Here is a 21,803-nt window from a genome sequence, read left to right as displayed (position 1 = left end):
CCCGGTCTCTGCGTGTGTTCCTCCGCCGTCCGAGCCGAGGAGGCCCCGACCCTCGCGGGACCGCCCCCTCGTGCCTGCCTCTCCATGTCCCCCGTCCGCGTGCCGATGTCGGTTCCCCTCCGGTTCGAACACGTTCACGGAGATCCATGCCCCGTCGGGCGCGGGCCAGTCATGTGGAATGGGCCACGCCCAGTTGTCCGGTGCCGCCGGGTCCGGGGCGGGCTCACGGCCGCGGCATGTTGCGCAGGTTGGAACGCGCCATCTGCGCCATCCGGCCCACGCCTCCGTCCAGCACCATCTTCGAGGCCGACAGCGCGAACCCGGTCACCATCTCGGCCTTGATCTTCGGCGGGATCGACAGGGCGTTGGGGTCGGTGACGACGTCCACGAGGGCGGGGCCCTTGTGGCTGAAGGCCTCCTTCAGCGCGCCGGCGAGGTGCCGGGGCTTCTCCACCCGGATGCCGTGGGCGCCGCAGGCGCGGGCGACAGCGGCGAAGTCGGGGTTCTTCATGGCCGTCCCGTAGGCGGGCAGGCCTGCCACCATCATCTCCAACTCCACCATGCCCAGGGAGGAGTTGTTGAACAGAACCACCTTCACGGGCAGGTCGTACTGGACCAGGGTCAGGAAGTCGCCCATCAGCATGGCGAAGCCGCCGTCCCCGGACATGGACACCACCTGGCGGCGGCGGTCGGTGAACTGCGCGCCGATCGCCATCGGCAGCGCGTTGGCCATCGAGCCGTGCGAGAAGGAACCGATGATGCGGCGGCGCCCGTTGGGCGAGATGTAGCGGGCGCCCCAGACGTTGCACATCCCCGTGTCGATGGTGAACACGGCGTCGTCGTCGGCCACTTCGTCCAGGACGGCGGCCACGTACTCGGGATGGATCGGGACGTGCTTGTCCACCTTCCTCGTGTACGCCTTGACGACGCCCTCCAGGGCGTCCGCGTGCTTCTTGAGCATCCGGTTCAGGAAGCGCCGGTCGGCCTTGGCCCGCACCCGGGGAACGAGGCAGCGCAGGGTCTCCTTCACGTCGCCCCACACCGCGAGGTCGAGCCGGGAGCGGCGGCCGAGGTTCTCGGGCCGGACGTCGATCTGGACGATCTTCACGTCGGTGGGCAGGAAGGCGTTGTACGGGAAGTCGGTGCCGAGCAGGATCAGCAGGTCGCACTCGTGGGTCGCCTCGTAGGCGGCGCCGTAGCCGAGCAGTCCGCTCATGCCGACGTCGTACGGGTTGTCGTACTGGATGAACTCCTTGCCACGCAGGGCGTGTCCGACCGGGGACTTGATCCGCTCGGCGAACTCCATCACCTCGGCGTGCGCGCCCGCGGTGCCGCTGCCGCAGAACAGGGTGACCTTCCCGGCCTCGTCGATCATCTCGACGAGCCGGTCGATCTCGGCGTCGCCGGGCCGGACGGTGGGCCGGGAGGTGACGATGGCGGTCTCTGCGGCCTTCTCGGGCGCGGGTTCGGCGGCGATGTCCCCGGGCAGCGCCACCACGCTGACGCCGCTGCGGCCCACCGCGTTCTGGATGGCCGTCTGGAGCAGCCGGGGCATCTGCTTCGGGTTGGAGATCAGCTCGCTGTAGTGGCTGCACTCGGCGAACAGCCGGTCGGGGTGGGTCTCCTGGAAGTAGCCGAGGCCGATCTCGCCGGAGGGGATGTGCGAGGCGAGGGCGAGGACCGGGGCCATGGAGCGGTGGGCGTCGTACAGGCCGTTGACGAGGTGCAGGTTGCCGGGCCCGCAGGAGCCGGCGCAGGCCGTCAGACGGCCGGTGATCTGGGCCTCGGCGCCGGCCGCGAACGCGGCGGTCTCCTCGTGGCGGACGTGGATCCAGTCGATGGCGGCGTTGCGGCGGACCGCGTCGACGACCGGATTGAGGCTGTCCCCGACCACGCCGTACAGGCGTTTGACTCCGGCGCGGACGAGGATGTCGACGAACTGCTCTGCGACGCTCTGCTTGGCCATGGCGCTCGGCACCCCTTCGGTCTGCCGCGGATCCTCCGCCTCCATGAAGGCACAGGCCCGGCGCTCACGCCTCCCACACGGCCGCGGCCGTACGGTCGTCCGCGTAGCCCTTGACCCGCACCTGGGCGTCCGCCAGGAACGGGGCGAGGCCCGGTGGGACGGGGTCGGACCACCGTCGCGCGAGGTGGGCGCGCGCCTCGGGCTCGCCGCGGAGCGGGTCGGCCAGACCGGCGGTGCACATCAGGAGCGTGTCACCCGGTTGGGCCAGGGAGGCGCGGAAGCGGAAGGGGTCGCGGGGCGGTGCCGGGGCCGGTTCGTACGGGTTCGGCGGGGTGGGGATGCCGAGGTCCATGGTGAGCCGGTCGCCGTCCGGGGTCTCGGACGGCCGCGAGCCGAAACCGACCACGGGGTGGCCGGACGTGTCGGCGACCCCGGGTTCGATGTCCTGCCACTCGCCCTCGCGCAGCCGGAACAGGCCGCCGGCGCCGACACCGAAGAAGACCCGGACGCGGCACGCGGGGTCGGCGGGCAGGAGCAGGCAGCGCAGGCTCGCCGTGTACTGCTCCGGGTCGACGCCCTGTTCGGCGGCGTCCGCGCGGAGTCTGCCGAGGCTGCGGTCGGTGAGGCGGTGCAGTCCCGACTTCAGCTCGCCGCGCCGGGCGGTGCGGATGTCCTCGGCCAGCCGTGCGTGGCTGCGGCCCACGGCCTCCGCGATCCATTGGCACGCCTCGGCGGCCGCGCGGTGCGCCCCCGGGGTGGCGCGGGCCCCGGTGGCCATCGCGACCAGCACCAGCGCCCGGTCCCCCGCGCCGAAGCGGGCGGTGAGCAGCGCGTCGCGGCGCGGCTCGCCCCGGTACCGCGCGGAATCCCCCCGGATCGACACCGCGCGCAGCGTGCAGGCCCCGTAGGCAGCCCCGTCGAGCACGGTGTCCGGCACCGCGACGTCCAGCCCGTCCGGATCGGCCGCCGGCAACGCGGTGGGCTCCGCCGCGTAGGTGGGCGGCCGGGACCCGACATACCCGACGCGGACGTCGGCACCCCGCGCCCCGGACACCCCGTGCCCCCTCACGACACCCGCACCGACCTGCGGGGCCTCGGAGGCCCGGACGGCCTCCCGCTCCCAACTTCCCGCACCGCCTGAACCCGCCTGCGTCTCCCCGGAGGCCCGTGCAGCCTCCGCGTCCTCGGCAGCCCGTGCGTCTTCCGCCTCCCCGCCGTCCGGAGCGTCTTGTGCCTCCCAGCTGCCCGGTACGGCCTCCGCCACCGCGTCGGCCGATACGGGCTCCGCCTCCCAACTGCCCAGTGTCGCCTGCATTTCGTCCGCGCCGGCTGATGCCGCCTGCGTCTCCGCGTCGCGCGGTGCGTTGTCTGCCTCTCCTCCGCCGGGTGCGGCTTGTGCCTCCCCGTCGACCGGCGCACGCCCGGAGCCACCCGCGGCCCCGACGGCCGGAGGCTTCGGCGGCGGGGGCGTGGGCGGAGGCGAGGGCGAGCGGTCGGGTTTCGTCGGTCGAGAGTCCCAAGCGGCCCCCGCCGCCGGGGCCACCGGCGGTATGGACGGCTGAGACGGCTCCCTGGACTCCCCCGGCCCGGAATCCCAGGCGGCCCCCGCAGCCGGGCCCGGTGGGGTGTCCTCGGGGGTGTGGCGCCACCAGTCGTCCGGTGCCGTGTCCTGGGTGGGGAGCGGAGCGCCCCGCGGGGGCCCGCCGACCGTTCCGGACGCCGAGGCGAAGCGGTCGTCCAGGGAATCCGCTCCGGCCGCGGGACCGGTGTCCGCGGCGGAGTCGTCGTACAACTGCCCCCACCAGTCGTCCTCTTGACCGGTGGGCCTTCCCCCCTGCTGGCTCATGCCGCCAATTGTCCACCGCACGAGCCCGGTGGGAACGGGGCATCGGCAAATCCGGACCAAGTCGCCGGGCGGCTCCATCCCCACGGAACAGCCGCCCGGCGAGACCCGATTGATCCCGGTCCGAATCACCCTCCGGTCGGCCGAAACACCGCCGCCCGCAGCGCCCCGGCGCGGGCCTCGGTGCCCGGTCCGGGCGCTGCGGGACACAGCCGCCAACCGCCTCACCGTAGGCGTATCCGCGCAGGCCACGCCCACGGCCGGGCACCCCGGTCCCGCCGGTACTTCGGTGGCGCCACCTTGTCAGAGTGACCGGTGGTACAGCGATGATGTGCCGCGGCGGGTTCGCGCCGTGGCTGTTTCCCGCCACCGCCGACGCGCCGCGGAACGTGATGCCGTGGATCCGAAAGGGGAGGGACAGCAGCTGATGCTGGCAGCGATAGGTCTGGACGGGACGCACGAGGCGGCATACCGGGCCCTGGTGTCCATGGGCGCCGCCGAGGTACCCGATCTCGCGCGGCGGCTGCCGCTCGGTGAGCGGGAGACCGAGCACGCCCTGCGCCGCCTGGAACGACACGGACTCGCGGCCCAGTCCTCGGCCCGGCCCGGCCGCTGGGTGGCCGCACCGCCCGGGGTGGCGCTGGGCGCCCTGCTCACCCAGCACCGCCAGGAGCTGGAGAAGGCGGAACTGGCCGCCGCGCTGCTCGCCGAGGAGTACCGGGCGGCCGGCTCCGAGCCCACGGCGCACGACCTGGTCGAGGTGGTCACCGGCGCCGCCGCCGTCGCGCAGCGCTTCCTCCAGCTCCAACTCGGGGCCGAAGAGGAGGTGTGCGCGCTGGTCACGGGCGACCCGATCGTCGTCTCCGCACTGGAGAACCACGCCGAGGACCAGGCGGTCGCCCGCGGCGTCCGCTACCGGGTGGTGCTGGAACGCGCCGTACTGGACCGGCCGAACGGCGTCGCCGAGCTGACCACCGCGCTCAGCCGGGACGAACACGTGCGGGTCGCCGAGACCGTACCGACCAAACTGGTCGTCGCCGACGGCACGCTCGCCATGGTGCCGCTCACCTGGCACACCCCGGAGCCCACCGCGCTGGTCGTGCACGCCAGCGGCCTGCTGGATCTGCTGTACGGGCTGTTCGAATCGGTGTGGCGGGAGGCGCTGCCGCTGCGGCTCGGGGCGTCCGGCGTGACCGAGGAGGAACCGGACGGCCCCGACGCGATCGACCTGGAGGTGCTGTCACTGCTCCTGGCCGGGCTGACCGACTCGAGCGTCGCCAAGCAGCTCGACCTGGGGCTGCGGACCGTACAGCGCCGAGTGAGACGGCTGATGGAGCTGACCGGGGTGAGCACCCGGCTGCAACTGGGCTGGCACGCCTACGAACGGGGCTGGGTGGCCCGGGACCGGCACCCCTGACGCGCCTACAGCGCGCCCTCCAGCGTGAGCAGCCGCACCTTCCGCTCCAGGCCGCCCGCGTAGCCAGTGAGGGAGCCGTCCGCGCCGATCACGCGGTGGCAGGGGCGCAGCACCAGGAGCGGGTTGGCGCCGATGGCTCCGCCGACGGCCCGAACGGCGGCGCGGGAAGCGCCGACACGGGCGGCGATCTCGCCGTACGTGGCGGTCGAGCCGTACGGAACCTCGTCGAGGGCGGTCCACACTCGCTCCCGGAAGGCGGTGCCGGAGGTACTCAACGGCAGTCGGAACTCCTTGAGTTCACCGGTGAAGTAGGCCCGGAGCTGCTCCTGCGCCGCGTGGAAGGGCCCGGGGTCGTGCCGCCAGTCGGCCTGGACCTCACGACCGCCCTTCTGGCCGGGTACGGACAGGGAGGTCAGCGCGCCGGAGCTGTCGGCGGTCAGCAGTAGGGGGCCCAGCGGGCTGTCGAGGGTGGTCCAGTACGTCGTACTGGTGGGGTTCGTACCCGTGGGGGTGGTGTGCACGTGCGTGGTCATGGGGTGGTCTCCAGCTCTTCGGCGGCACGCAGGTGCCGCAGGGCGTACGAGCGCCAGGGGCGCCAGCTTTCGGGGGCGTCCGCGCCGGGTGGGGCCACGTCGGGGTCGCCCAGGGCCCGGGTGCGGATGACGGCGGCCGTGGCCGGGTCCAGGCCGGGCAGGGCGAGCAACGCCCGGTGCGTGTCGTCGCGGTCGGCGCCCGGGTCCAGTCGCACCGTGCCGTCGGCGAGGCCGGCGGCCAGGGCGCCCAGGGGGCCGTCCGGTTCGGCCTCGGCGAGGACGGCCGGCTCGGGGAACAGGTGGGTCAGCGTGCCGGCGGGAGCGTCCAGCGCCTTGCCGTAGCGCCGTACCAGCTCCGCGGCGGCCGCCGGTCCCACCAGCGCCCGGACCGCCGTCTCCGGCGGGTCGGCCGAGCCCGGCGAGCGCAGGCCGGGCCGGACGGCGACCAGCGGGGCCAGCCGCGGGTCCGCGCCGAGCCGCTCGTCGACGGCGTATGGGTCGGCGTCCAGGTCGAACAGCCGGCGCAGCCGCTGCACGGCCGTGGTCAGATCGCGCGGGTCGGTCAGCCGGAGCCGGGCCTCCAGCCAGCCACCGGGGTGCGCACCGGACCCGGACCGCGGCGCGCCGGAGCGCTCGTCCACGGCGGCGATACCGGTGCCGTACGGCAGGCGCAGGGTGCGCCGGTAGGTACGCCGGCCGGGCGCCCCGCCGATCTCCTCGACGCCGGGCACGGCCTCGCGTTCCAGCAGGTCGAAGACCGGCCCGGTCTGGTAGGGGCCCCGGTGGGCGAGCCGCAGCGGGATCCCGGCGGTGGGCGCCGCGGGGCGGCGGCCCCGTGTCCTGTGGGCGGTGGCGCGCAGCTCGCTGGGGGTCGCGGCGTAGACGGCGCGCATCGTGTCGTTGAACTGCCGCACGCTGGCGAACCCGGCCGCGAACGCGATCTGCGTGACCGGCAGGTCCGTGGTCCGGAGCAGGACGTGCGCGCTGTGCGCCCGCTGGGCGCGGGCGAGCGCGACGGGCCCGGCGCCCACCTCGGCGGTGAGCTGCCGGCGCACCTGCCGCTCGCTGTAGCCGAGCCGTGCGGCGAGCCCGGCGACGCCCTCCCGGTCGAGCACGCCGTCGCCGATCAGCCGCATGGCCCGCCCGACGGCGTCCGCCCGGACGTTCCAGTCGGCGGAGCCGGGCACCGCGTCCGGCCGGCAGCGCCGGCAGGCGCGGAAGCCCGCGCCCTGCGCGGCGGCGGCCGTGGCGTAGAACCGCACGTGGTGCCGTTTGGGGGTCACGGCCGGGCAGCTGGGACGGCAGTAGATCCCGGTCGTCTCGACGGCGAAGAAGAACTCCCCGTCGAAGCGGCCGTCCCGGCTGCGTACGGCCTCGTACCTGGTGTCCTCGTCCATCACGCCGTCCAGTGTCCGCCTCCGCGCGGGGCTCCCGCTGGCGGAAAACGGACACTGCGGCAGGCATGACGAACTTCATGGCGAACTCAGTTCCACCGCCCCCGCTTGGCCTCCATCGCCGCCCGGCCCTCGGCGCCCTTGCGCTTCCAGTCCCGCCGGATCTCCGCGCGCAGCCGCGCGTCGGTCTTGGCGACGATCCACTGGTTCTCGCGCAGGAGCTTGCGATAGCTCTCCAGCCGCCGCTGGGGCAGCTCACCGGCGTCGACGGCGGCCAGCACCGCGCAGCCCGGCTCTCGGTCGTGGGCGCAGTCCTGGAATCGGCACCGCCCGGCCAACTCCTCGATCTCGGAGAACACCTGCCCGACCCCGCTCTCGGCGTCCCACAGGCCCACTCCGCGCAGCCCCGGGGTGTCGATCAGGACACCGCCGCCGGGCAGTGCGAGCAGGTTGCGGGTGGTGGTCGTGTGCCGGCCCTTGCCGTCGACGTCCCGGGCGGCCTGAACGGTCATCACCTCCTCGCCGAGCAGCACGTTCGCGAGGGTGGACTTGCCCGCACCGGACGATCCGAGCAGTACGGAGGTGCCCGAGGAGACGACGGCGAGGAGCACGTCGAGTCCGTCCCCGGTCATGGCGCTGACGGGCAGCACCGGCACCCCGGGCGCGCTCGTCTCCACGTCCTGGACGAGATACCCGAGCCCCGTCGCGTCCGGCACGAGGTCGGCCTTGGTCAGCACGATCAGCGGCTGCGCGCCGGACTCCCAGGCCAGCGCCAGGTAGCGCTCGACACGGCCGAGGTCGAGTTCGACCGCGAGGGACACCGCGACGATCGCGTGGTCGACGTTGGCGGCGAGGATCTGGCCCTCGGACCGCTTGGAGGAGGTGGAACGAACGAAAGCGGTGCGGCGCGGCAGTGTCGTCCGCACGTAGCGTGGGTTGCCGCCGGGCTCGACGGCGACCCAGTCGCCGGTGCACACCACCCGCATCGGGTCGTGCGGGGTGACGAACGCGGTGTCGGCACGCAGCACTCCGCCGGCGGTGACGACGTCGCACTGCCCCCGGTCGACGCGGATCACCCGGCCCGGCAGCAGGCCTTCGGCGGTGTACGGGGTGAAGACCGACTCCCAGCCCTCGTCCCAGCCGTAGGGGGCGAGAGGGTGCGGCGAAACGGAAGAAGGAAGGGAAGGAACGGACGGAACGGAAGAAGCGGAGGAACGCAAGGGGGAACCCTTCACGAGGGCGGCCCCGACGGCCCGCGCGGATGTGCGCGGGCGTGGCAGGAGGTCTCAGCCGGTGGCCGCGGAGGTGGAGTGGATGATCCTGGGATTGCGGGCAGCGCCCATCACCGAGACAGCCATGGGTCACACCTCCTCTTCCTCACGAGAACTCACGTCGCGCGCCTCACGGTAGGCGAGCGCGGTGAGAAGCCGCCACCGGTTTTCCGTTCCGGCGCCGTCTTGCCTGCCGCCCTCGTCGGCGACGCCGGCCGGCTCGGTCGTTGGTCTCGTCGACGAGGAAGTCCTGATTCGGCGACAGCCCTCCGCGGCGCTCGTAGGATGCCTGGATGCCCAAGCCGATACCGATGAGCCGCCGCGCGTGGGTTGCCGCGTGGGCGGTGCTGTGCGCGGCCGGCCTCGCCGCCACCGCCACACTGAACGCCTCCTCAGCACCGGACCCGCAGCCCGAGAAGTCCGTCAGTGCCGAGTGCGCCGAGCGCATCGCGGACATCGAGAGGCAGCTGGCCAAGGCCAAGCAGGAAGGCAAGGGAGACGGAGTGCTGGCCTTCTCGCGAATCCAGGTCGGCACGGAGGACGACTGCAGTGACGATCTCCGTGACCACTTCGGTGGCGATCAGTGAGCCGCGGTACCTGGCTCGCCGCAGTGGCAGGGCTGACCTTCGTCGGTGCCGGGGCGATCATTGCCGTGGGCGCCTCGCCAGTGGCTACTCGACGGGCTCGGCGATCAGTGCCGTGGCCACAGAGCTGAAGCCGAGCCGGGCATAGATCCGGGCCACGTCGTCGTCGCCCGCGGACAGGAAGACGGTCTCGATGCCTTGCGACCGGGCGTCGGCCACCAGCACTGCGGTGACCGCGTGCGCAAGACCCCGACGGCGCGCGGTCGGCAAAGTTCCCACCCCGACAATCTCGGTGACCGCTCCGACCGGCTGGTGCTGACCAGCGCACAGCGCCGTGCCGTCCTCCACCGCGGCGGCAACGCGCGTCAGGCCGGCGAGGATGCGTGTCGCCGCACGCTCCACCGATCCGTCACCGGCACGGCCCCGCACCGCCTCGCCCAGTTCAGCCAGGCCGGCTGAACCACCACCGGTGCCAGGCTCGGCGAAAGCCAGGTGAGGAACGGCCAGCGCGCTCGGCAGCGCGGGGTCGTCCGGCCCGACGGTCCGGACCACCACGCCGTCGGCCACCTCGGGCACGGCGGGAGTCGGTACGTCCGGACCGAGCACCATCAAGGGGTGCTCCTGCACCGCAAGCCCTGCCTGCTCGACCGCGGCCCGCAGCGCGGGCGCGGTCTCGGCGACCCACTCGAAACTCTCCGGGATGCCCAGTTCCCGCTGCCGGGCACGGACCCGGTGCACATCGGCGGCACTCACCGCTCCGGAACATCCCAGACTCGGACGTGCATAGAAGGGCCAGCCCTGCCCCTCTCGTATGAACAGGGTCAGCGGCCCGAAGTCTTCGGCTCGGGCTCCGGAGCGGGGAACCGCGTCGTAGTACTGCTCAAGTCGGTCCAGCAGCTCACGGCGATCAGCAAGATCCACAGACGTCACGCCGGGCATCCAAGCAGGAGCTCGGGAGCCATGGCCACCGTATTACGTCCTGTCACGGCCGCCGCGCGTCGCTGGTGGTCACGCACCGACGTGAACCGGTTGTCGCGTGCCGCGTCGTCATCCGATGCGTTCCCAGCCGCGGCGGGCCGGTCTCGTGCCGAGGCGGGGATCGCGGCTGCGGTAGACGATGTAGGGGCGGGTGAGGTAGCCCACCGGCGCGGTGAGCATGTGGACCAGCCGGGTGAAGGGCCAGGCAGCGAAGAGCAGCAGGGCGCTGAGGGCGTGCAGTTGGAACAGCAGCGGCGCGCCGCTCATCAGGCCCGGGCGCGGTTGCAGGGCGAAGATGGACCGGAACCAGACGGAGATGGTCCGCCGGTAGTCGTAGCCGCCGCCGACGACGTTGGCGGCGACCGTGGCGGACAGGCCGAGCAGGATGGTCGCGGTGAGCGAGACGTACATCGCCTTGTCGTTGCGGGTGGTGGCGGAGAACACCGAACCCACCGTGCGGCGGCGGTAGATGAGGATGGCGAGGCCGCCCACCGTGCACACCCCGGCGATGGTGCCGAGGACGACGGCGAACCAGTGGTACGTGTTCTCGCTGATGCCGGCCGCCCGCGTCCAGCTCTCGGGGACGACCAGCCCGCCGATGTGGCCGAGGAGCACGACGAGGATGCCGAAGTGGAACAGCGGGCTGCCGATCCGCAGCAGCCGGTTCTCGTACAGCTGGGAGGAGCGGGTGGTCCAGCCGAACTTGTCGTACCGGTAGCGCCAGATGTGCCCGAGGACGAAGACGGCGAGGGCGAGGTAGGGCAGCACCACCCACAGCAGGATGCCGCCGGTGCCGGCCGGGGCGCCCGTGGTGAGGGGCTGCGCGGGTGCGGTCGTCATCGCGGGCCTCCTGCCGGGCCGGGCATGAACTGCGGGGGCGTGTAGGGGGCGAGCCCGACCTGTTCCTCGGGTGGGCCCTCGGCGGCGAGCCGGGCGACCGCGCGCTGCTCGTCGCCCTTCAGCGGCGGCAGGGTGGCGGAGACGGACTCCAGTACGGCCGTCCAGGGCGAGTCCTCGGCGCGCAGGGCCAGGCGGAGCAGTTCGAGACCGGCGCGGTGCTCGGTGAGCAGCCGCCGGCCGGTGGCCGGTTCCGCGGCCGCGAACTCCAGGACGACGGCGAGGTGGTCGGGCAGTTCGTCGTCGGCGAGGCGCAGGCCGGCGGCGGCGTAGGTCTGCTTCAGGCGGAGCAGCGCCACACCGCGTCTGCGGGTGTCGCCGTGCGCGTAGTAGGTCAGGTAGGGGCAGCAGCGCCTGCGGTGGTCGAAGGTGGCGACGTAGGCGGCGGCGAGTTCGCCGGCCGGGGTGTGCTCGGCGTGCCCGGTGAAGCGGAGCAGGGGGGCGCGGACGCGGTCGGGCAGGGTGGGGGCCGCGCGGCGGGCCAGGGCGAGCCGCTCGGGGAACTCCTCGTCCGGGTAGGCGAGGAGCAGGGACTGGAGCTGCCAGGCGCAGGGGTGCCAGGGCTCGGTGCGGGCCGGTGCGGGCCCGGTTCTCCTTCTCATGGTTTCGGCTCCCCCTCCCCCTTCCCCTCCCCCTTCCCGTCCCCGTCGCCGTCGGCGTCGGCGTCGGCGTCGGCGTCGGCGTCGGCGTCGGCGTCGGCGTCGGCGGGCGGGAACAGGCCGGACGGGGAGCCCTTGCCGTCCCAGTTGAGCAGGTTGACGCGGGTGTCCTTGTCGACGGGGGCGGCCGGGGTGTCGGAGGTCTGCCTCTCGCGCAGGGACCGGTAGGTCTCCACGGCGACCGGCGCCGCGCCGCCGGAGGTTTCGCCGAAGGGCCCGGAGCCTCCCATGCCGGGGCCGCCCTCGTAGTCCAGGCTGCACTCGGTGACCGACTCCTCCAGGTCGTGGGCCTGTTCGGCGTGCGCGGGCGGGATGACGTACCGCTCGTCGTACTTGGCCAGCGCCAGCAGCCGGTACATGTCGTACATCTGCTCCTCCTCCATCCCGACCGCCCGCGGGATGGCGGGGTCGGGTGCGCGGCCGAGGTTGATGTCGCGCATGTAGGCGCGCATGGCGGCCAGCTTGCGCAGGACGGTGTCCACCGGGGCCGGGTCGCCCGCGGTGAACAGCCGGGCGAGGTAGTCCACCGGGATGCGCAGGGCGTCGACGGCGGCGAACAGGTTGCGGTGGTCCTCGGCGTCGTGCCCGGTGTCGCGCACGGCGTCGACGACCGGGGAGAGCGGCGGGATGTACCAGACCATGGGCAGGGTGCGGTACTCCGGGTGCAGCGGCAGCGCCACCCGGTAGGTGTTGATCAGGGCGTGCACCGGGGAGCGGCGGGCGGCCTCGATCCAGTCCCGGGGGATGCCCGCCCGCTCGCACGCGTCGGCGACCCGCGGGTCGTCCGGGTCGAGGAGGACGCGGCGCTGGGCCTCGTACAGGTCGGTGTCGTCGGGGGTGGTGGCGGCCTCCAGGACGCGGTCCGCGTCGTAGAGGACGAGGCCGATGTAGCGCAGCCGGCCGACGCAGGTCTCGGAGCAGACGGTGGGCAGGCCGACCTCGACGCGGGGGAAGCAGAAAGTGCACTTCTCGGCCTTGCCGGTGCGGTGGTTGAAGTAGACCTTCTTGTACGGGCATCCGGTCACGCACATCCGCCAGCCCCGGCAGCGGTCCTGGTCGACGAGGACGATGCCGTCCTCGGTGCGCTTGTAGATCGCCCCGGAGGGGCAGGAGGCCGCGCAGGACGGGTTGAGGCAGTGCTCGCAGATCCGCGGCAGGTAGAACATGAACGTCTGCTCGAACTCCAGCCTGATCCGCTCGGAGATCTCGCCGAGCAGGACGTCCTTCTCGCCGTGCTGGGCGGAGCCGCCGAGGTCGTCGTCCCAGTTCGCCGACCAGGAGATCTTCATGTCCTTGCCGGTGATGAGGGACTTGGGGCGGGCGACCGGGGTGTGTTCCTGCAACGGGGCGTCGGTCAGCGTCTCGTAGTCGTACGTCCAGGGCTGGTAGTAGTCGTCCAGGCTGGGCAGGTTGGGGTTGGAGAAGATGCTGACCAGCTTCTTGAGGCGGCCGCCGGCCTTGAGCGTGAGCCGGCCGCGCCGGTTCAGGGTCCAGCCGCCCTGCCAGGTGTCCTGGTCCTCGTAGCGGCGCGGGTAGCCCTGTCCCGGCCGGGTCTCGACGTTGTTGAACCACACGTACTCGACACCGGTCCGGTTGGTCCACGCCTGTTTGCAGGTGACCGAGCAGGTGTGGCAGCCGATGCACTTGTCGAGGTTCATCACCATCGCCATCTGGGCCATGGGGCGCATGTCAGTACGTCACCTCCTGGTCGGCGCGGCGGCGGATGACGGTCACCTCGTCGCGCTGGTTGCCGGTCGGGCCGAGGTAGTTGAAGGCGTACGACAGCTGGGCGTAGCCGCCGATGAGATGGCTGGGTTTGATCAGCAGCCGGGTGAGGGAGTTGTGGATGCCGCCGCGGCGGCCGGTGGTCTCGGTGCGGGGCACGTCGATCAGGCGGTCCTGGGCGTGGTGCATGTAGACGGTGCCCTGCGGCATCCGGTGCGAGACGACGGCGCGGGCGGCGACGACGCCGTTGCGGTTGACCGCCTCGATCCAGTCGTTGTCGCGCACGCCGGTTCTCGCCGCGTCCTCGGTGCTCATCCAGATGGTGGGCCCGCCCCGGGACAGCGACAGCATGAACAGGTTGTCCTGGTACTCGGAGTGGATGGACCACTTGTTGTGCGGGGTCAGGTACCGCAGGGTCAGGCCGAGTTCGCCACTCTCCCCGAGACGTGGTTCACCGAACAGGGCGTGCATGTCCAACGGCGGCCGGTAGACGGGGAGTTGTTCGCCGAGCGCGGCCATCCAGTCGTGGTCGAGGTAGAAGTGCTGGCGGCCGGTGAGGGTGTGCCACGGCTTTCCGCGTTCGACGTTGACGGTGAACGGCGCGTAGCGGCGGCCGCCCGCCTCCGAGCCGGACCACTCGGGGCTGGTGATGACCGGTACGGGGGCTTCCTGGGTGTCGGCGAAGGTGACCTGCTTGCCCTCGTGCTCCGCGGCCAGGTCGGCGAGCCGGACCCCGGTGCGGGCCTCCAGGGTGTGGAAGCCCTGGGTGGCCAGACGGCCGTTGGTGGTGCCGGACAGGGCGAGGATCGTCTCGCAGGCGTGCACGTCCCGGGTGAGCTCGGGCCGCCCGTCGGCCACTCCCCCGCGCACCCGGCCGTTCTGGTGCCGCAGGTACTCCAGTTCGCGCTCCAGGCGGAAGGTGACGCCCTTGGTGGAGGCGCCGAGGGAGTCCAGGAGCGGACCGAGCGCGGTCATCTTGTCGGCGACGGCGCCGTAGTCGCGTTCGACGGTGACCAGCCTGGGCATGGTGCGCCCGGGCACGGGTGCGCACTCGCCGGCCCTCCAGTCCCGTACGCGGCCGTGCGGGGTGGCCAGTTCGTCCGGGGTGTCGTGCAGCAGCGGGGCGGCGACCAGGTCGTTGCGCACGCCGAGGCGGGGGGCGGCGAGCCGGCTGAACTCGCGGGCCAGGGTGATGAAGGCGTCCCAGTCGGTGCGGGTCTGCCAGGGCGGGGCGATCGCCGGGTTGAAGGCGTGCACGTAGGGGTGCATGTCGGTGCTCGACAGATCGTGCTTCTCGTACCAGGTGGCGGCGGGCAGCACCACGTCCGAGAAGACGGTCGTGCTGGTCATGCGGAAGTCCAGCGTCAGCAACAGGTCCAGCTTGCCGACGGGTGCCTCCTCGCGCCATCTCACGTCCCGGGGCCGCGCGCCGGGCGGCGCCTCGGCGGCGCTGACGGAGGAGTCGGCGCCGAGCAGGTGCTTGAGGAAGTACTCGTTGCCCTTCCCGGAGGAGCCGAGCAGGTTGGCCCGCCAGACGGTCAGCACGCGCGGGAAGTTGGCGGGGGCGTCCGGGTCCTCGCCCGCGAACCCCAGCCGTCCTGCCGTCAGTTCCCGCACCACGTGCTCACCGACCGGGCGGCCCGCCGCCTCGGCCTCGTCGGCGAGGTCGAGCGGGTTGCGGTCGAAGGTCGGGTAGGAGGGCATCCAGCCCATGCGCGCGGAGGCGGCGATCAGGTCCGCGGTGGTCCTCCCCGCGAAGGGGCCGCCCGCACCGGCCGCCGCGAGGGTGTCGGCCGAGAACGGGTCGTAGCGGAACTGGTCGCTGTGCAGGTACCAGTACGCCGTCTGGATCATCTGCCGGGCCGGGCGGTTCCAGTCGGAGGCGGTCGCGAGGACGTTGTAGCCGGTGAGCGGCCGGACCTTCTCCTGGCCGACGTAGTGGGCCCAGCCGCCGCCGTTGACGCCCTGGCAGCCGGTCAGCGTGGTGAGGGTGAGGAAGGACCGGTAGATGGTGTCGGAGTGGAACCAGTGGTTGGTGCCCGCGCCCATCACGATCATCGAACGGCCGCGGGACTCCTCGGCGTTGGCGGCGAACTCCCGGGCGATCCGGGTGGCCCGCCCCGCGTCCACGCCGGTGATCGCGGCCTGCCAGGCGGGCGTGTACGGCTCGTCGGCGTCGTCGTACGACGCGGGCCAGCGGCCGGGCAGTCCGGGGCGGGCCACCCCGTACTGGGCGAGCAGCAGGTCGTACACCGTGGTGACCAGCCGGCCGGCGATCCGCCGCACCGGGACGCCGCGCCGCAGCACGCCCGCGCCGCCGTCGGGGGCGTCGAAGCGGGGCAGTTCGACCGTCACCGGGTCCTCGCCGCCGCCGTCGGCCGACAGCAGCGGATCGACGCCTGCCAGGTCGAGGTTCCACCGTCCGGCCCCGCTCTCGCCGAACCGGTCGCCGAGGGTTCCGCCCGGGACGACCGGGCCGCCATCGCCGTCCAGCAGGACCGTGCGGAACTCCGCGTGCTCGGCGGCGGCCGGCTCGCCGCCGAGGTCGGCCGCGGTCAGGAACTTGCCCGGCGCGTACGTCCCTGGCTCGCGCTCGTCCAGGGCGACCAGGAACGGCAGATCCGTGTACCGCTTGACGTACTCCTCGAAGTACGGGGTGCGGCGGTCGGCGAAGAACTCCTTGAGCACCACGTGCCCCATGGCCATCGCCAGGGCCGCGTCGGTGCCCGGCCGCGCGGGCAGCCACTCGTCGGCGAACTTCACGTTGTCCGCGTAGTCCGGGCTGACCGCGACGACCTTCTGGCCCCGGTAGCGGGCCTCGGTCATCCAGTGCGCGTCCGGGGTCCGGGTCACCGGCAGGTTGGAGCCCCACATGATCAGATAGCCGGCGTCCCACCAGTCCCCCGACTCCGGTACGTCCGTCTGGTCGCCGAAGACCTGCGGCGAGGCGACCGGCAGGTCCGCGTACCAGTCGTAGAAGGACAGCATCACCCCGCCGAGCAGCGAGTAGAAGCGGGCGCCTGCCGCGTGCGAGACCATCGACATCGCCGGGATCGGCGAGAACCCGGCCAGCCGGTCGGGCCCGTACTCCTCGATGGTGTGCACATGCGCGGCGGCGGCCAGCTCCACCGCCTCCGCCCAGCTCGTCCGCACCAGGCCGCCCCTGCCGCGCGCGGCCTTGTACCGGCGGGCCCGCCCGGGGTCGGAGACGATGTCCGCCCAGGCCGCGACCGGGTCGCCGAGCCGGGCCTTCGCCTCCCGGTACATCTGGAGCAGCACACCCCGCACGTACGGGTAGCGGACGCGGGTCGGCGAGTACGTGTACCAGGAGAACGCCGCGCCGCGCGGGCAGCCGCGCGGCTCGTACTCGGGGCGGTCGGGACCGACCGAGGGATAGTCGGTCTGCTGGGCCTCCCAGGTGATGATGCCGTCCTTGACGTACACCTTCCACGAGCAGGACCCGGTGCAGTTCACGCCGTGGGTGGAGCGCACCACCTTGTCGTGCGACCAGCGGTCCCGGTAGAAGTCGTCCGCCTGGCGGCCGCCGGTCCTGTGCAGGGTGCGCAGGTCCGGGGAGACCTCCGCCCGGGTGAAGAACCGGCGCGAGCGCACCAGTGCCTGCGTCAGTTCACCGTCCAGGCCCGGCTGTGGGGTTCCGCGTGTGCGCTTCGACGCCGGATCGGTCTCCTTGGCCACCGCGCCGCTCCCTTCCGGGTCCCGCCCGTTGGTCGCTCGCTTCCCTGGCGGGTCCGTGCGGCACGTCCGCACAGCGCGCACGGCACGGTCGGCACCCGCGCACCAAAGGATTCCACCGACCGGGCCGGCGCGCCCCCTGAGGTTGCCGGGTGCTGAGGCGCCGGGTGCTCAGGTGACGCACGGGACCCGGCGGAAGATGTGGGCCAACAGGCCCTAACGCCGGGTCGGGTGCGCGGCGACCATGGAAGGGTGTCCGACAATGATGGCTTTCGCTCGATGGACCGGCAGGAGTGCCTGCGCCTGATGGCCGAGGTACCGGTGGGCCGTGTCGTCTACACGCGGCAGGCGCTGCCCGCGGTGCTCCCCGTCAACTTCGCCCTGGCGGCGGACGCCTCCGTGCTGCTGCGCACCTCCGCGGGATCGGACCTCGTGCGCGCCGTCGACGGGGTCGTGGTGGCCTTCGAGGCCGACGCGTTCGACGCGGAGAGCCGGTCGGGCTGGAGTGTCGTCGTCACCGGCCGGGCGACCGTGGTGACCGATCCGGTCGAGCACGAGCGCCTCATGCAGACCGGACCGCGTTCCTGGATGCCGATCGAGGAGGACGTCTTCATCCGCATCGAGGCCACGATGGTCACCGGTCGGGAACTCACGGATCTCCACGTCGCCAGTTGAGGACGTCGCCGGTCGACGTCGGCGGGCGGGGCAGTGGCCGGGCCGGCCCTCAGCCGGTCCGGCCCGTGGTGTGCGCCGCTGTCTCGTCGGCGTCGGTCACTCGGGTGGCCGCGCGCGGGGTGCGGCCGCCGTCCGGGCCGTAGCCGAAGCGGATCAGCAGGTGGGGGCGGCAGCGGAGCCTCGGGGCCGCCATCGTCGCCCGCAGGTCGGGCCACTCCATCGCCTGGTGCAGCATCGAGGTGCGCACCCCGTACCGGGTGGCCACCAGCAGAGCCCGCTCCATCGCCTGCCCCGCGCGCAGCCAGTCCTCCCGCCGGTCGTGCGCGGTCCACAACAGTGCCACCTGAGCGTGCCGTTCGAAACGCAGAGCGGGCGGGCGCAGCCCGGGCAGTGGGCCGGTGAAGTCCCGCATGGGCATCCGACCGGCCCTGTCCCGCGGGCCCAGCGAGGTGAGCGGAATGCCGTGCGGGAGGCTCAGGTCCGGCGCGTTGACCCAGGCCCTGGTCTCGGCGGTACGGGCCGGGTCGGCGGCGTTGCGCGCCTCGGCCTGCGCGGTCAGGCTCAGCAGGTGCCGGGTGCCGGCGAAGTCGGGGACGTCCAGGTGTGCCCCCTCGATCCGCGCCGCCTTGACCATGTCCAGCACGATGTGCTCCGGAACCGGCCGCCCGGTGAAGGGCATCCGGCTGGTGTGCCGGCGCGCGACCGCGTCGTACAGACAGCGGTACGACGGCTGTGCGTCCGGCGCCGCCACGAACAGCCGGACGGTGGCCAGCAGGTCGGGGTCGCGCGGGTCGGGCAGGAGCGTCACGACGGGGTCCCAGCCGAGGTGCGCCGCGGCGACCCGGAGGTTGAAGACGGCCGCGCCCACGGACAGGTGCTGGGCGCGCTGCCGCGGATCGGTCAGCGGCAGGGCCCGTGACGCGGCGCGGACGTGGATGGACCGGGTGTCGGCGTCCATGCCGAACCGCCAGGGCTGGGTGTTGTGGATCGACGGAGCCGCCACGGCCGAGTACAGCAGGCTCTCCAGGGTGGTCGCGTCGACTACCGGTGTCCGCATGACGGCTCCTCCATGGGCTCCCTTGTCGCTTCCCCGTCCACCCTCCTTCGCCGCCGTGCGGGGGCAGAAGGGCTCAGCGGTCCCTCGGGAGGGCCGCAGGTCCCGACCGGGGCCGCGGCCGCCGGCCCGGGCCGGACGGCCCTGGTGCCGCGGCGGCCCTGGTGCCGCGGCGGCCCTGGTGCCGCGGCGGCCCGTGTGGTGTCATGAGAGTGACGGGAAGGACCGGAAGACGCGGAGAAGCGGCGCGAGCCGCGCACCGCGCAATCAGGATCCGCGAGAAGCGGGTTGTCCTTCCCGTCCATGCGTGTCCGTACGGACCGCAGAACGGCAGGACGCGCAGGACGCGCAGGACGCGAGGATCCTCAGGACCCGTAGGCCCCTCAGGACGAGGCCGGGACCCGTCCGGCGCCTCAGGGCCCTCGGTCGCGCTCGGCGGGCGGCCCCGCGCTCACCGCCGTCCCGCGCTCACCGCCCCGCGGGAGTGATGCGGCGTCCCGTCAGCCGAGCCGGGCGGATGCGCACCCACAGGGTTCGCGGCCCGCCCGCCCAGGGGTCGGAGCGGACCCGTGCCTCCAGCCGGCGCACCGTTTCGGCGTCCGTGACGGCCTCGGCGCGGCCGACCGCCAGCACGCTCCAGCCCCGGCTCATCGTCTCGTCGACGTGGTCCACCTCGAAGGCCACCTCCTGGCCGACGGCCTCGGCGGGGGCCGCGTCGGGCGCGGTGCGGAAGACGACGGCGTCGTCCACCACGTCGTAGTTGACCGGGAGGACGGCGGGCCCGTCCGGGCCGGTCAGCGCGACGCGCCCCACTCCGTGCGTGGACAGCAGCGCCCGGCACTCGTCCGGGCCGAGGTAGGTCAGCCGGGGGTGGAGCAGCGCGTGTCCCTGTCCGGGTGGCAGGTCCTGGTCACCGCCGGTCAGCGTGACCAGTGTGGTGCCCAGCGCGTCGGCCAGCCGCAGGACGGTCCCCATCCCCGGCGAGGACGGGCGCTGCTCGAGATAGGCGAGGTACTGCGGGGACATCCGGGCCCGGCCCGCCGTCTCCTCCAGGCTCAGTCCCCGCTGCCTGCGGGCGGCCGCCAGCCGCCTGCCGAAGTCCCCGGGCCGCGCCGACCCGGCGCCGGAGGGTCGCGCGGGGGTCTGTCCGCCGGCCGCGGTCCCCTCGTCCTCCGTCCCGGGGTGCCGGACGTGGGTGTCCGGCCCGGGGAACACCAGCGTGACCTCGCCGGTGTCGGACCAGCGCACGTCGTACGGCGGGGTGCCGTCCTCGTGGTGCAGGCCGACGATCTCGCCGTCGCGCCGGATGTCTCCGGTGACCGGGCTTTCGACGACCAGCCGGTCGCCCAGCTCAGCGTGCATGGCCATCCCTCCCTGGGGCAAGGGGGTCCGCCCTCCAGGATCGCCCGTCCCCGCCGCCCGCACCAACGGGGACCGAGGTCCCGCGCGGAAGGGACGAACGGCGCCGTCTTCGTGCGCGTTGGGCCCAAGCCCGCGCGGGCGCGCCGCCGCCACCGTGGACAGTGCGGGCCCACGGGCTAACCGTGGACCGGCGCACCCGAACCGGTCGAGCGGACCGAAGGGAGAGACGTCATGCGACACCGTACGGTGGAGGACCTCATGACCCGCGGAGTCGTCCGCGTCCGCCGGGACACCCCGTTCAAGCAGGTCGCCAAAGCGCTGACCGACAACGAGGTGACGGCCGTGCCCGTGGTCGACGCGCTGGACCGTCCCGTCGGGGTGGTCTCCGAGGCGGACCTGCTGCGCACGGTCGCCGGCCGCCCGGACCCGGCCGGCCTGATGCCCGGCTCGCGGGCCGAGGGCGCGGAGCACGGCGGGTCCGGCGCCGGCACCGCCGAGGACCTGATGACGGCGCCCGCGGTGTGCGCGCGCCCCGAGTGGACCGTCGTGGAGGCCGCGCGGCTGATGGACGCGCGCCGGGTCAAGCGGCTGCCCGTGGTCGACGAGGGCGGCTCCCTCGTGGGCATCGTCAGCCGCGGCGACCTGCTGCGGGTCTTCCTCCGCCGGGACGAGGCCGTCTTCGACGAGATCACCCAGGACGTGCTCGCGCGGACCCTGGGGCTGACCCCGGCGGACGTGACGGTCGCGGTGTCCGACGGGCGGGTCTCACTGAAGGGGACCGTGCAGGCCAGGAGCCTCATCCCGGTGATCGAGCGCCTGTGCGGCGGGGTCGACGGCGTGGTGTCGGTGAGCTCCGACGTCGTCTACCGGCACGACGCCACCGGCACACGCGCCGACCGCGCCTGAGGCACCGGCACGGGAGTCACCCGTAGTACCGCCGGCACCCGAACGCCGCCCGGAGGTCAGGGGGTCTGCCCGCGCAGCCGGTCCTTGGCCTGGGTGGCGATGACGGCGGCCTGGATGCGCCGCTCCACGCCGAGCTTGGCGAGCAGCCGGGAGATGTGGTTCTTCACCGTCTTCTCGGCCAGGTAGAGGCGCTGGCCGATCTGGCGGTTGGTCAGGCCCTCGCCGATCAGGGCGAGGATCTCCCGTTCGCGGTCGGTCAGGCCGGGCAGCGCGTCCGGCTCCTCCTCCGGCTGCTGCCCGCCGCGCAGCCGGGCCATGAGCTTCGTGGTGGCGCTGGGGTCGAGCAGCGACTGGCCGCGCGCGACGGTGCGCACCGCCGAGACCAGGTCCGAGCCCCTGATCTGCTTCAGCACGTAGCCGGAGGCGCCCGCCATGATCGAGTCCAGCAGTGCCTCCTCGTCGTCGAACGAGGTCAGCATCAGACAGGCCAGGTCCGGCAGGCGGGAGCGCAGCTCGCGGCAGACGGTCACGCCGTCGCCGTCCGGCAGCCGGACGTCGAGCACCGCCACGTCCGGACGCAGGGCGGGGACGCGCACCAGGGCCTGGTCTGCGGTGGCGGCCTCGCCCACCACCGTGATGTCCGGTTCGTCGTTCAGCAGGTCGTGCACCCCGCGCCGCACCACTTCGTGGTCGTCGAGGAGGAAGACCCGGATCGGGGTGTCGGGTCCGGCCTGCTCGCGGTCCGCCATCGGTCGCTCCTTGTGGTGTGTCGGCGTGTGGTGTGTCGGCGTGTGCCGGCCTGTCTCCAGGATCCTTCACCGAACCGGGTGCGCGGACCAGGGCCGA

At 73.3% G+C, this 21,803-nt stretch carries 17 protein-coding genes; 4 read left to right on the top strand and 13 right to left on the bottom strand.

Annotation, left to right across the window (positions count from 1 at the left end):
* Nucleotides 1–223: 223 nt before the first annotated feature.
* Nucleotides 224–1,966, bottom strand: a complete 1,743-nt coding sequence (locus ACIHCX_RS06660; RefSeq protein WP_400027266.1) for a pyruvate dehydrogenase — start codon at nucleotides 1,964–1,966, stop codon at nucleotides 224–226.
* Between the two features lie 64 nt (nucleotides 1,967–2,030).
* The gene (locus tag ACIHCX_RS06655) at nucleotides 2,031–3,812 is read right to left on the bottom strand and encodes a protein phosphatase 2C domain-containing protein (protein WP_400027264.1); all 1,782 of its coding nucleotides are present in this window, start codon (nucleotides 3,810–3,812) and stop codon (nucleotides 2,031–2,033) included.
* Between the two features lie 424 nt (nucleotides 3,813–4,236).
* Between ACIHCX_RS06655 and ACIHCX_RS06650 the strand changes: the two genes are divergently transcribed.
* Nucleotides 4,237–5,226: a helix-turn-helix transcriptional regulator gene (locus ACIHCX_RS06650; protein WP_400027262.1), complete on the top strand. Its 990-nt coding sequence runs from the start codon at nucleotides 4,237–4,239 to the stop codon at nucleotides 5,224–5,226.
* 5 nt (nucleotides 5,227–5,231) lie between these two features.
* On the opposite strand, the gene ACIHCX_RS06645 is transcribed toward ACIHCX_RS06650, so the two are convergent.
* From ACIHCX_RS06645 to rsgA, 3 genes are all read right to left on the bottom strand, one after another.
* The gene (locus ACIHCX_RS06645; RefSeq protein ID WP_400027260.1) at nucleotides 5,232–5,759 is read right to left on the bottom strand and encodes a methylated-DNA--[protein]-cysteine S-methyltransferase; all 528 of its coding nucleotides are present in this window, start codon (nucleotides 5,757–5,759) and stop codon (nucleotides 5,232–5,234) included.
* Entirely contained in the window at nucleotides 5,756–7,156 is a 1,401-nt protein-coding gene (locus ACIHCX_RS06640; protein WP_400027704.1) for an AlkA N-terminal domain-containing protein, read from the bottom strand. Before ACIHCX_RS06640 ends, ACIHCX_RS06645 begins: the two co-directional genes overlap by 4 nt.
* An 86-nt stretch (nucleotides 7,157–7,242) precedes the next feature.
* Nucleotides 7,243–8,373: a ribosome small subunit-dependent GTPase A gene (gene rsgA, locus ACIHCX_RS06635; RefSeq protein ID WP_400027258.1), complete on the bottom strand. Its 1,131-nt coding sequence runs from the start codon at nucleotides 8,371–8,373 to the stop codon at nucleotides 7,243–7,245.
* A gap of 344 nt (nucleotides 8,374–8,717) precedes the next feature.
* Here rsgA and ACIHCX_RS06630 point away from each other — a divergent pair, with 344 nt between their 5' ends.
* Nucleotides 8,718–9,011 carry a hypothetical protein gene (locus tag ACIHCX_RS06630; protein WP_400027255.1) on the top strand — a complete coding sequence of 98 codons (294 nt, stop codon included), beginning with the start codon at nucleotides 8,718–8,720 and terminating at the stop codon, nucleotides 9,009–9,011.
* Nucleotides 9,012–9,095: 84 nt separating this feature from the next.
* Here the strand turns inward: ACIHCX_RS06630 and ACIHCX_RS06625 are convergent, their stop codons facing one another.
* The 5 genes from ACIHCX_RS06625 to ACIHCX_RS06605 form a co-directional block, all read right to left on the bottom strand.
* Complete coding sequence (locus ACIHCX_RS06625; protein WP_400027253.1) at nucleotides 9,096–9,947, bottom strand: GNAT family N-acetyltransferase; 852 nt, start codon at nucleotides 9,945–9,947, stop codon at nucleotides 9,096–9,098.
* A 108-nt stretch (nucleotides 9,948–10,055) separates the two neighbouring features.
* Entirely contained in the window at nucleotides 10,056–10,826 is a 771-nt protein-coding gene (gene narI / locus ACIHCX_RS06620; RefSeq protein WP_400027251.1) for a respiratory nitrate reductase subunit gamma, read from the bottom strand.
* Complete coding sequence (gene narJ / locus ACIHCX_RS06615) at nucleotides 10,823–11,485, bottom strand: nitrate reductase molybdenum cofactor assembly chaperone (RefSeq protein WP_400027249.1); 663 nt, start codon at nucleotides 11,483–11,485, stop codon at nucleotides 10,823–10,825. The genes narI and narJ overlap by 4 nt, the downstream gene beginning before the upstream one ends.
* Nucleotides 11,482–13,230, bottom strand: a complete 1,749-nt coding sequence (gene narH / locus ACIHCX_RS06610) for a nitrate reductase subunit beta (RefSeq protein ID WP_400027247.1) — start codon at nucleotides 13,228–13,230, stop codon at nucleotides 11,482–11,484. The genes narJ and narH overlap by 4 nt, the downstream gene beginning before the upstream one ends.
* A gap of 1 nt (nucleotide 13,231) precedes the next feature.
* Nucleotides 13,232–16,963 carry a nitrate reductase subunit alpha gene (locus ACIHCX_RS06605; protein ID WP_400027245.1) on the bottom strand — a complete coding sequence of 1,244 codons (3,732 nt, stop codon included), beginning with the start codon at nucleotides 16,961–16,963 and terminating at the stop codon, nucleotides 13,232–13,234.
* Between the two features lie 249 nt (nucleotides 16,964–17,212).
* Here ACIHCX_RS06605 and ACIHCX_RS06600 point away from each other — a divergent pair, with 249 nt between their 5' ends.
* Nucleotides 17,213–17,635 carry a pyridoxamine 5'-phosphate oxidase family protein gene (locus tag ACIHCX_RS06600; protein ID WP_400027243.1) on the top strand — a complete coding sequence of 141 codons (423 nt, stop codon included), beginning with the start codon at nucleotides 17,213–17,215 and terminating at the stop codon, nucleotides 17,633–17,635.
* A gap of 49 nt (nucleotides 17,636–17,684) precedes the next feature.
* On the opposite strand, the gene ACIHCX_RS06595 is transcribed toward ACIHCX_RS06600, so the two are convergent.
* Together ACIHCX_RS06595 and ACIHCX_RS06590 are read right to left on the bottom strand one after the other, a co-directional pair.
* Nucleotides 17,685–18,692, bottom strand: coding sequence for an Acg family FMN-binding oxidoreductase (locus ACIHCX_RS06595; protein ID WP_400027240.1), 1,008 nt, complete (start codon nucleotides 18,690–18,692; stop codon nucleotides 17,685–17,687).
* A gap of 465 nt (nucleotides 18,693–19,157) precedes the next feature.
* Nucleotides 19,158–20,051 carry a pyridoxamine 5'-phosphate oxidase family protein gene (locus ACIHCX_RS06590; protein WP_400027238.1) on the bottom strand — a complete coding sequence of 298 codons (894 nt, stop codon included), beginning with the start codon at nucleotides 20,049–20,051 and terminating at the stop codon, nucleotides 19,158–19,160.
* 231 nt (nucleotides 20,052–20,282) lie between these two features.
* Between ACIHCX_RS06590 and ACIHCX_RS06585 the strand changes: the two genes are divergently transcribed.
* On the top strand, nucleotides 20,283–20,957 hold the full coding sequence (locus ACIHCX_RS06585; protein ID WP_400027236.1) for a CBS domain-containing protein: 675 nt from the start codon (nucleotides 20,283–20,285) through the stop codon (nucleotides 20,955–20,957).
* 56 nt (nucleotides 20,958–21,013) lie between these two features.
* Here ACIHCX_RS06585 and ACIHCX_RS06580 read toward each other — a convergent pair whose 3' ends face one another.
* Nucleotides 21,014–21,706 carry a response regulator gene (locus tag ACIHCX_RS06580; RefSeq protein ID WP_400027234.1) on the bottom strand — a complete coding sequence of 231 codons (693 nt, stop codon included), beginning with the start codon at nucleotides 21,704–21,706 and terminating at the stop codon, nucleotides 21,014–21,016.
* Between the last annotated feature and the right edge of the window lie 97 nt (nucleotides 21,707–21,803).

The sequence above is a fragment of the Streptomyces sp. NPDC052043 genome (genome assembly GCF_044548235.1).
Taxonomy (GTDB): domain Bacteria; phylum Actinomycetota; class Actinomycetes; order Streptomycetales; family Streptomycetaceae; genus Streptomyces.
The sequence above is the reverse complement of the archived record's forward strand: the minus strand, read 5'-3'. Positions and strand labels throughout refer to the sequence as shown.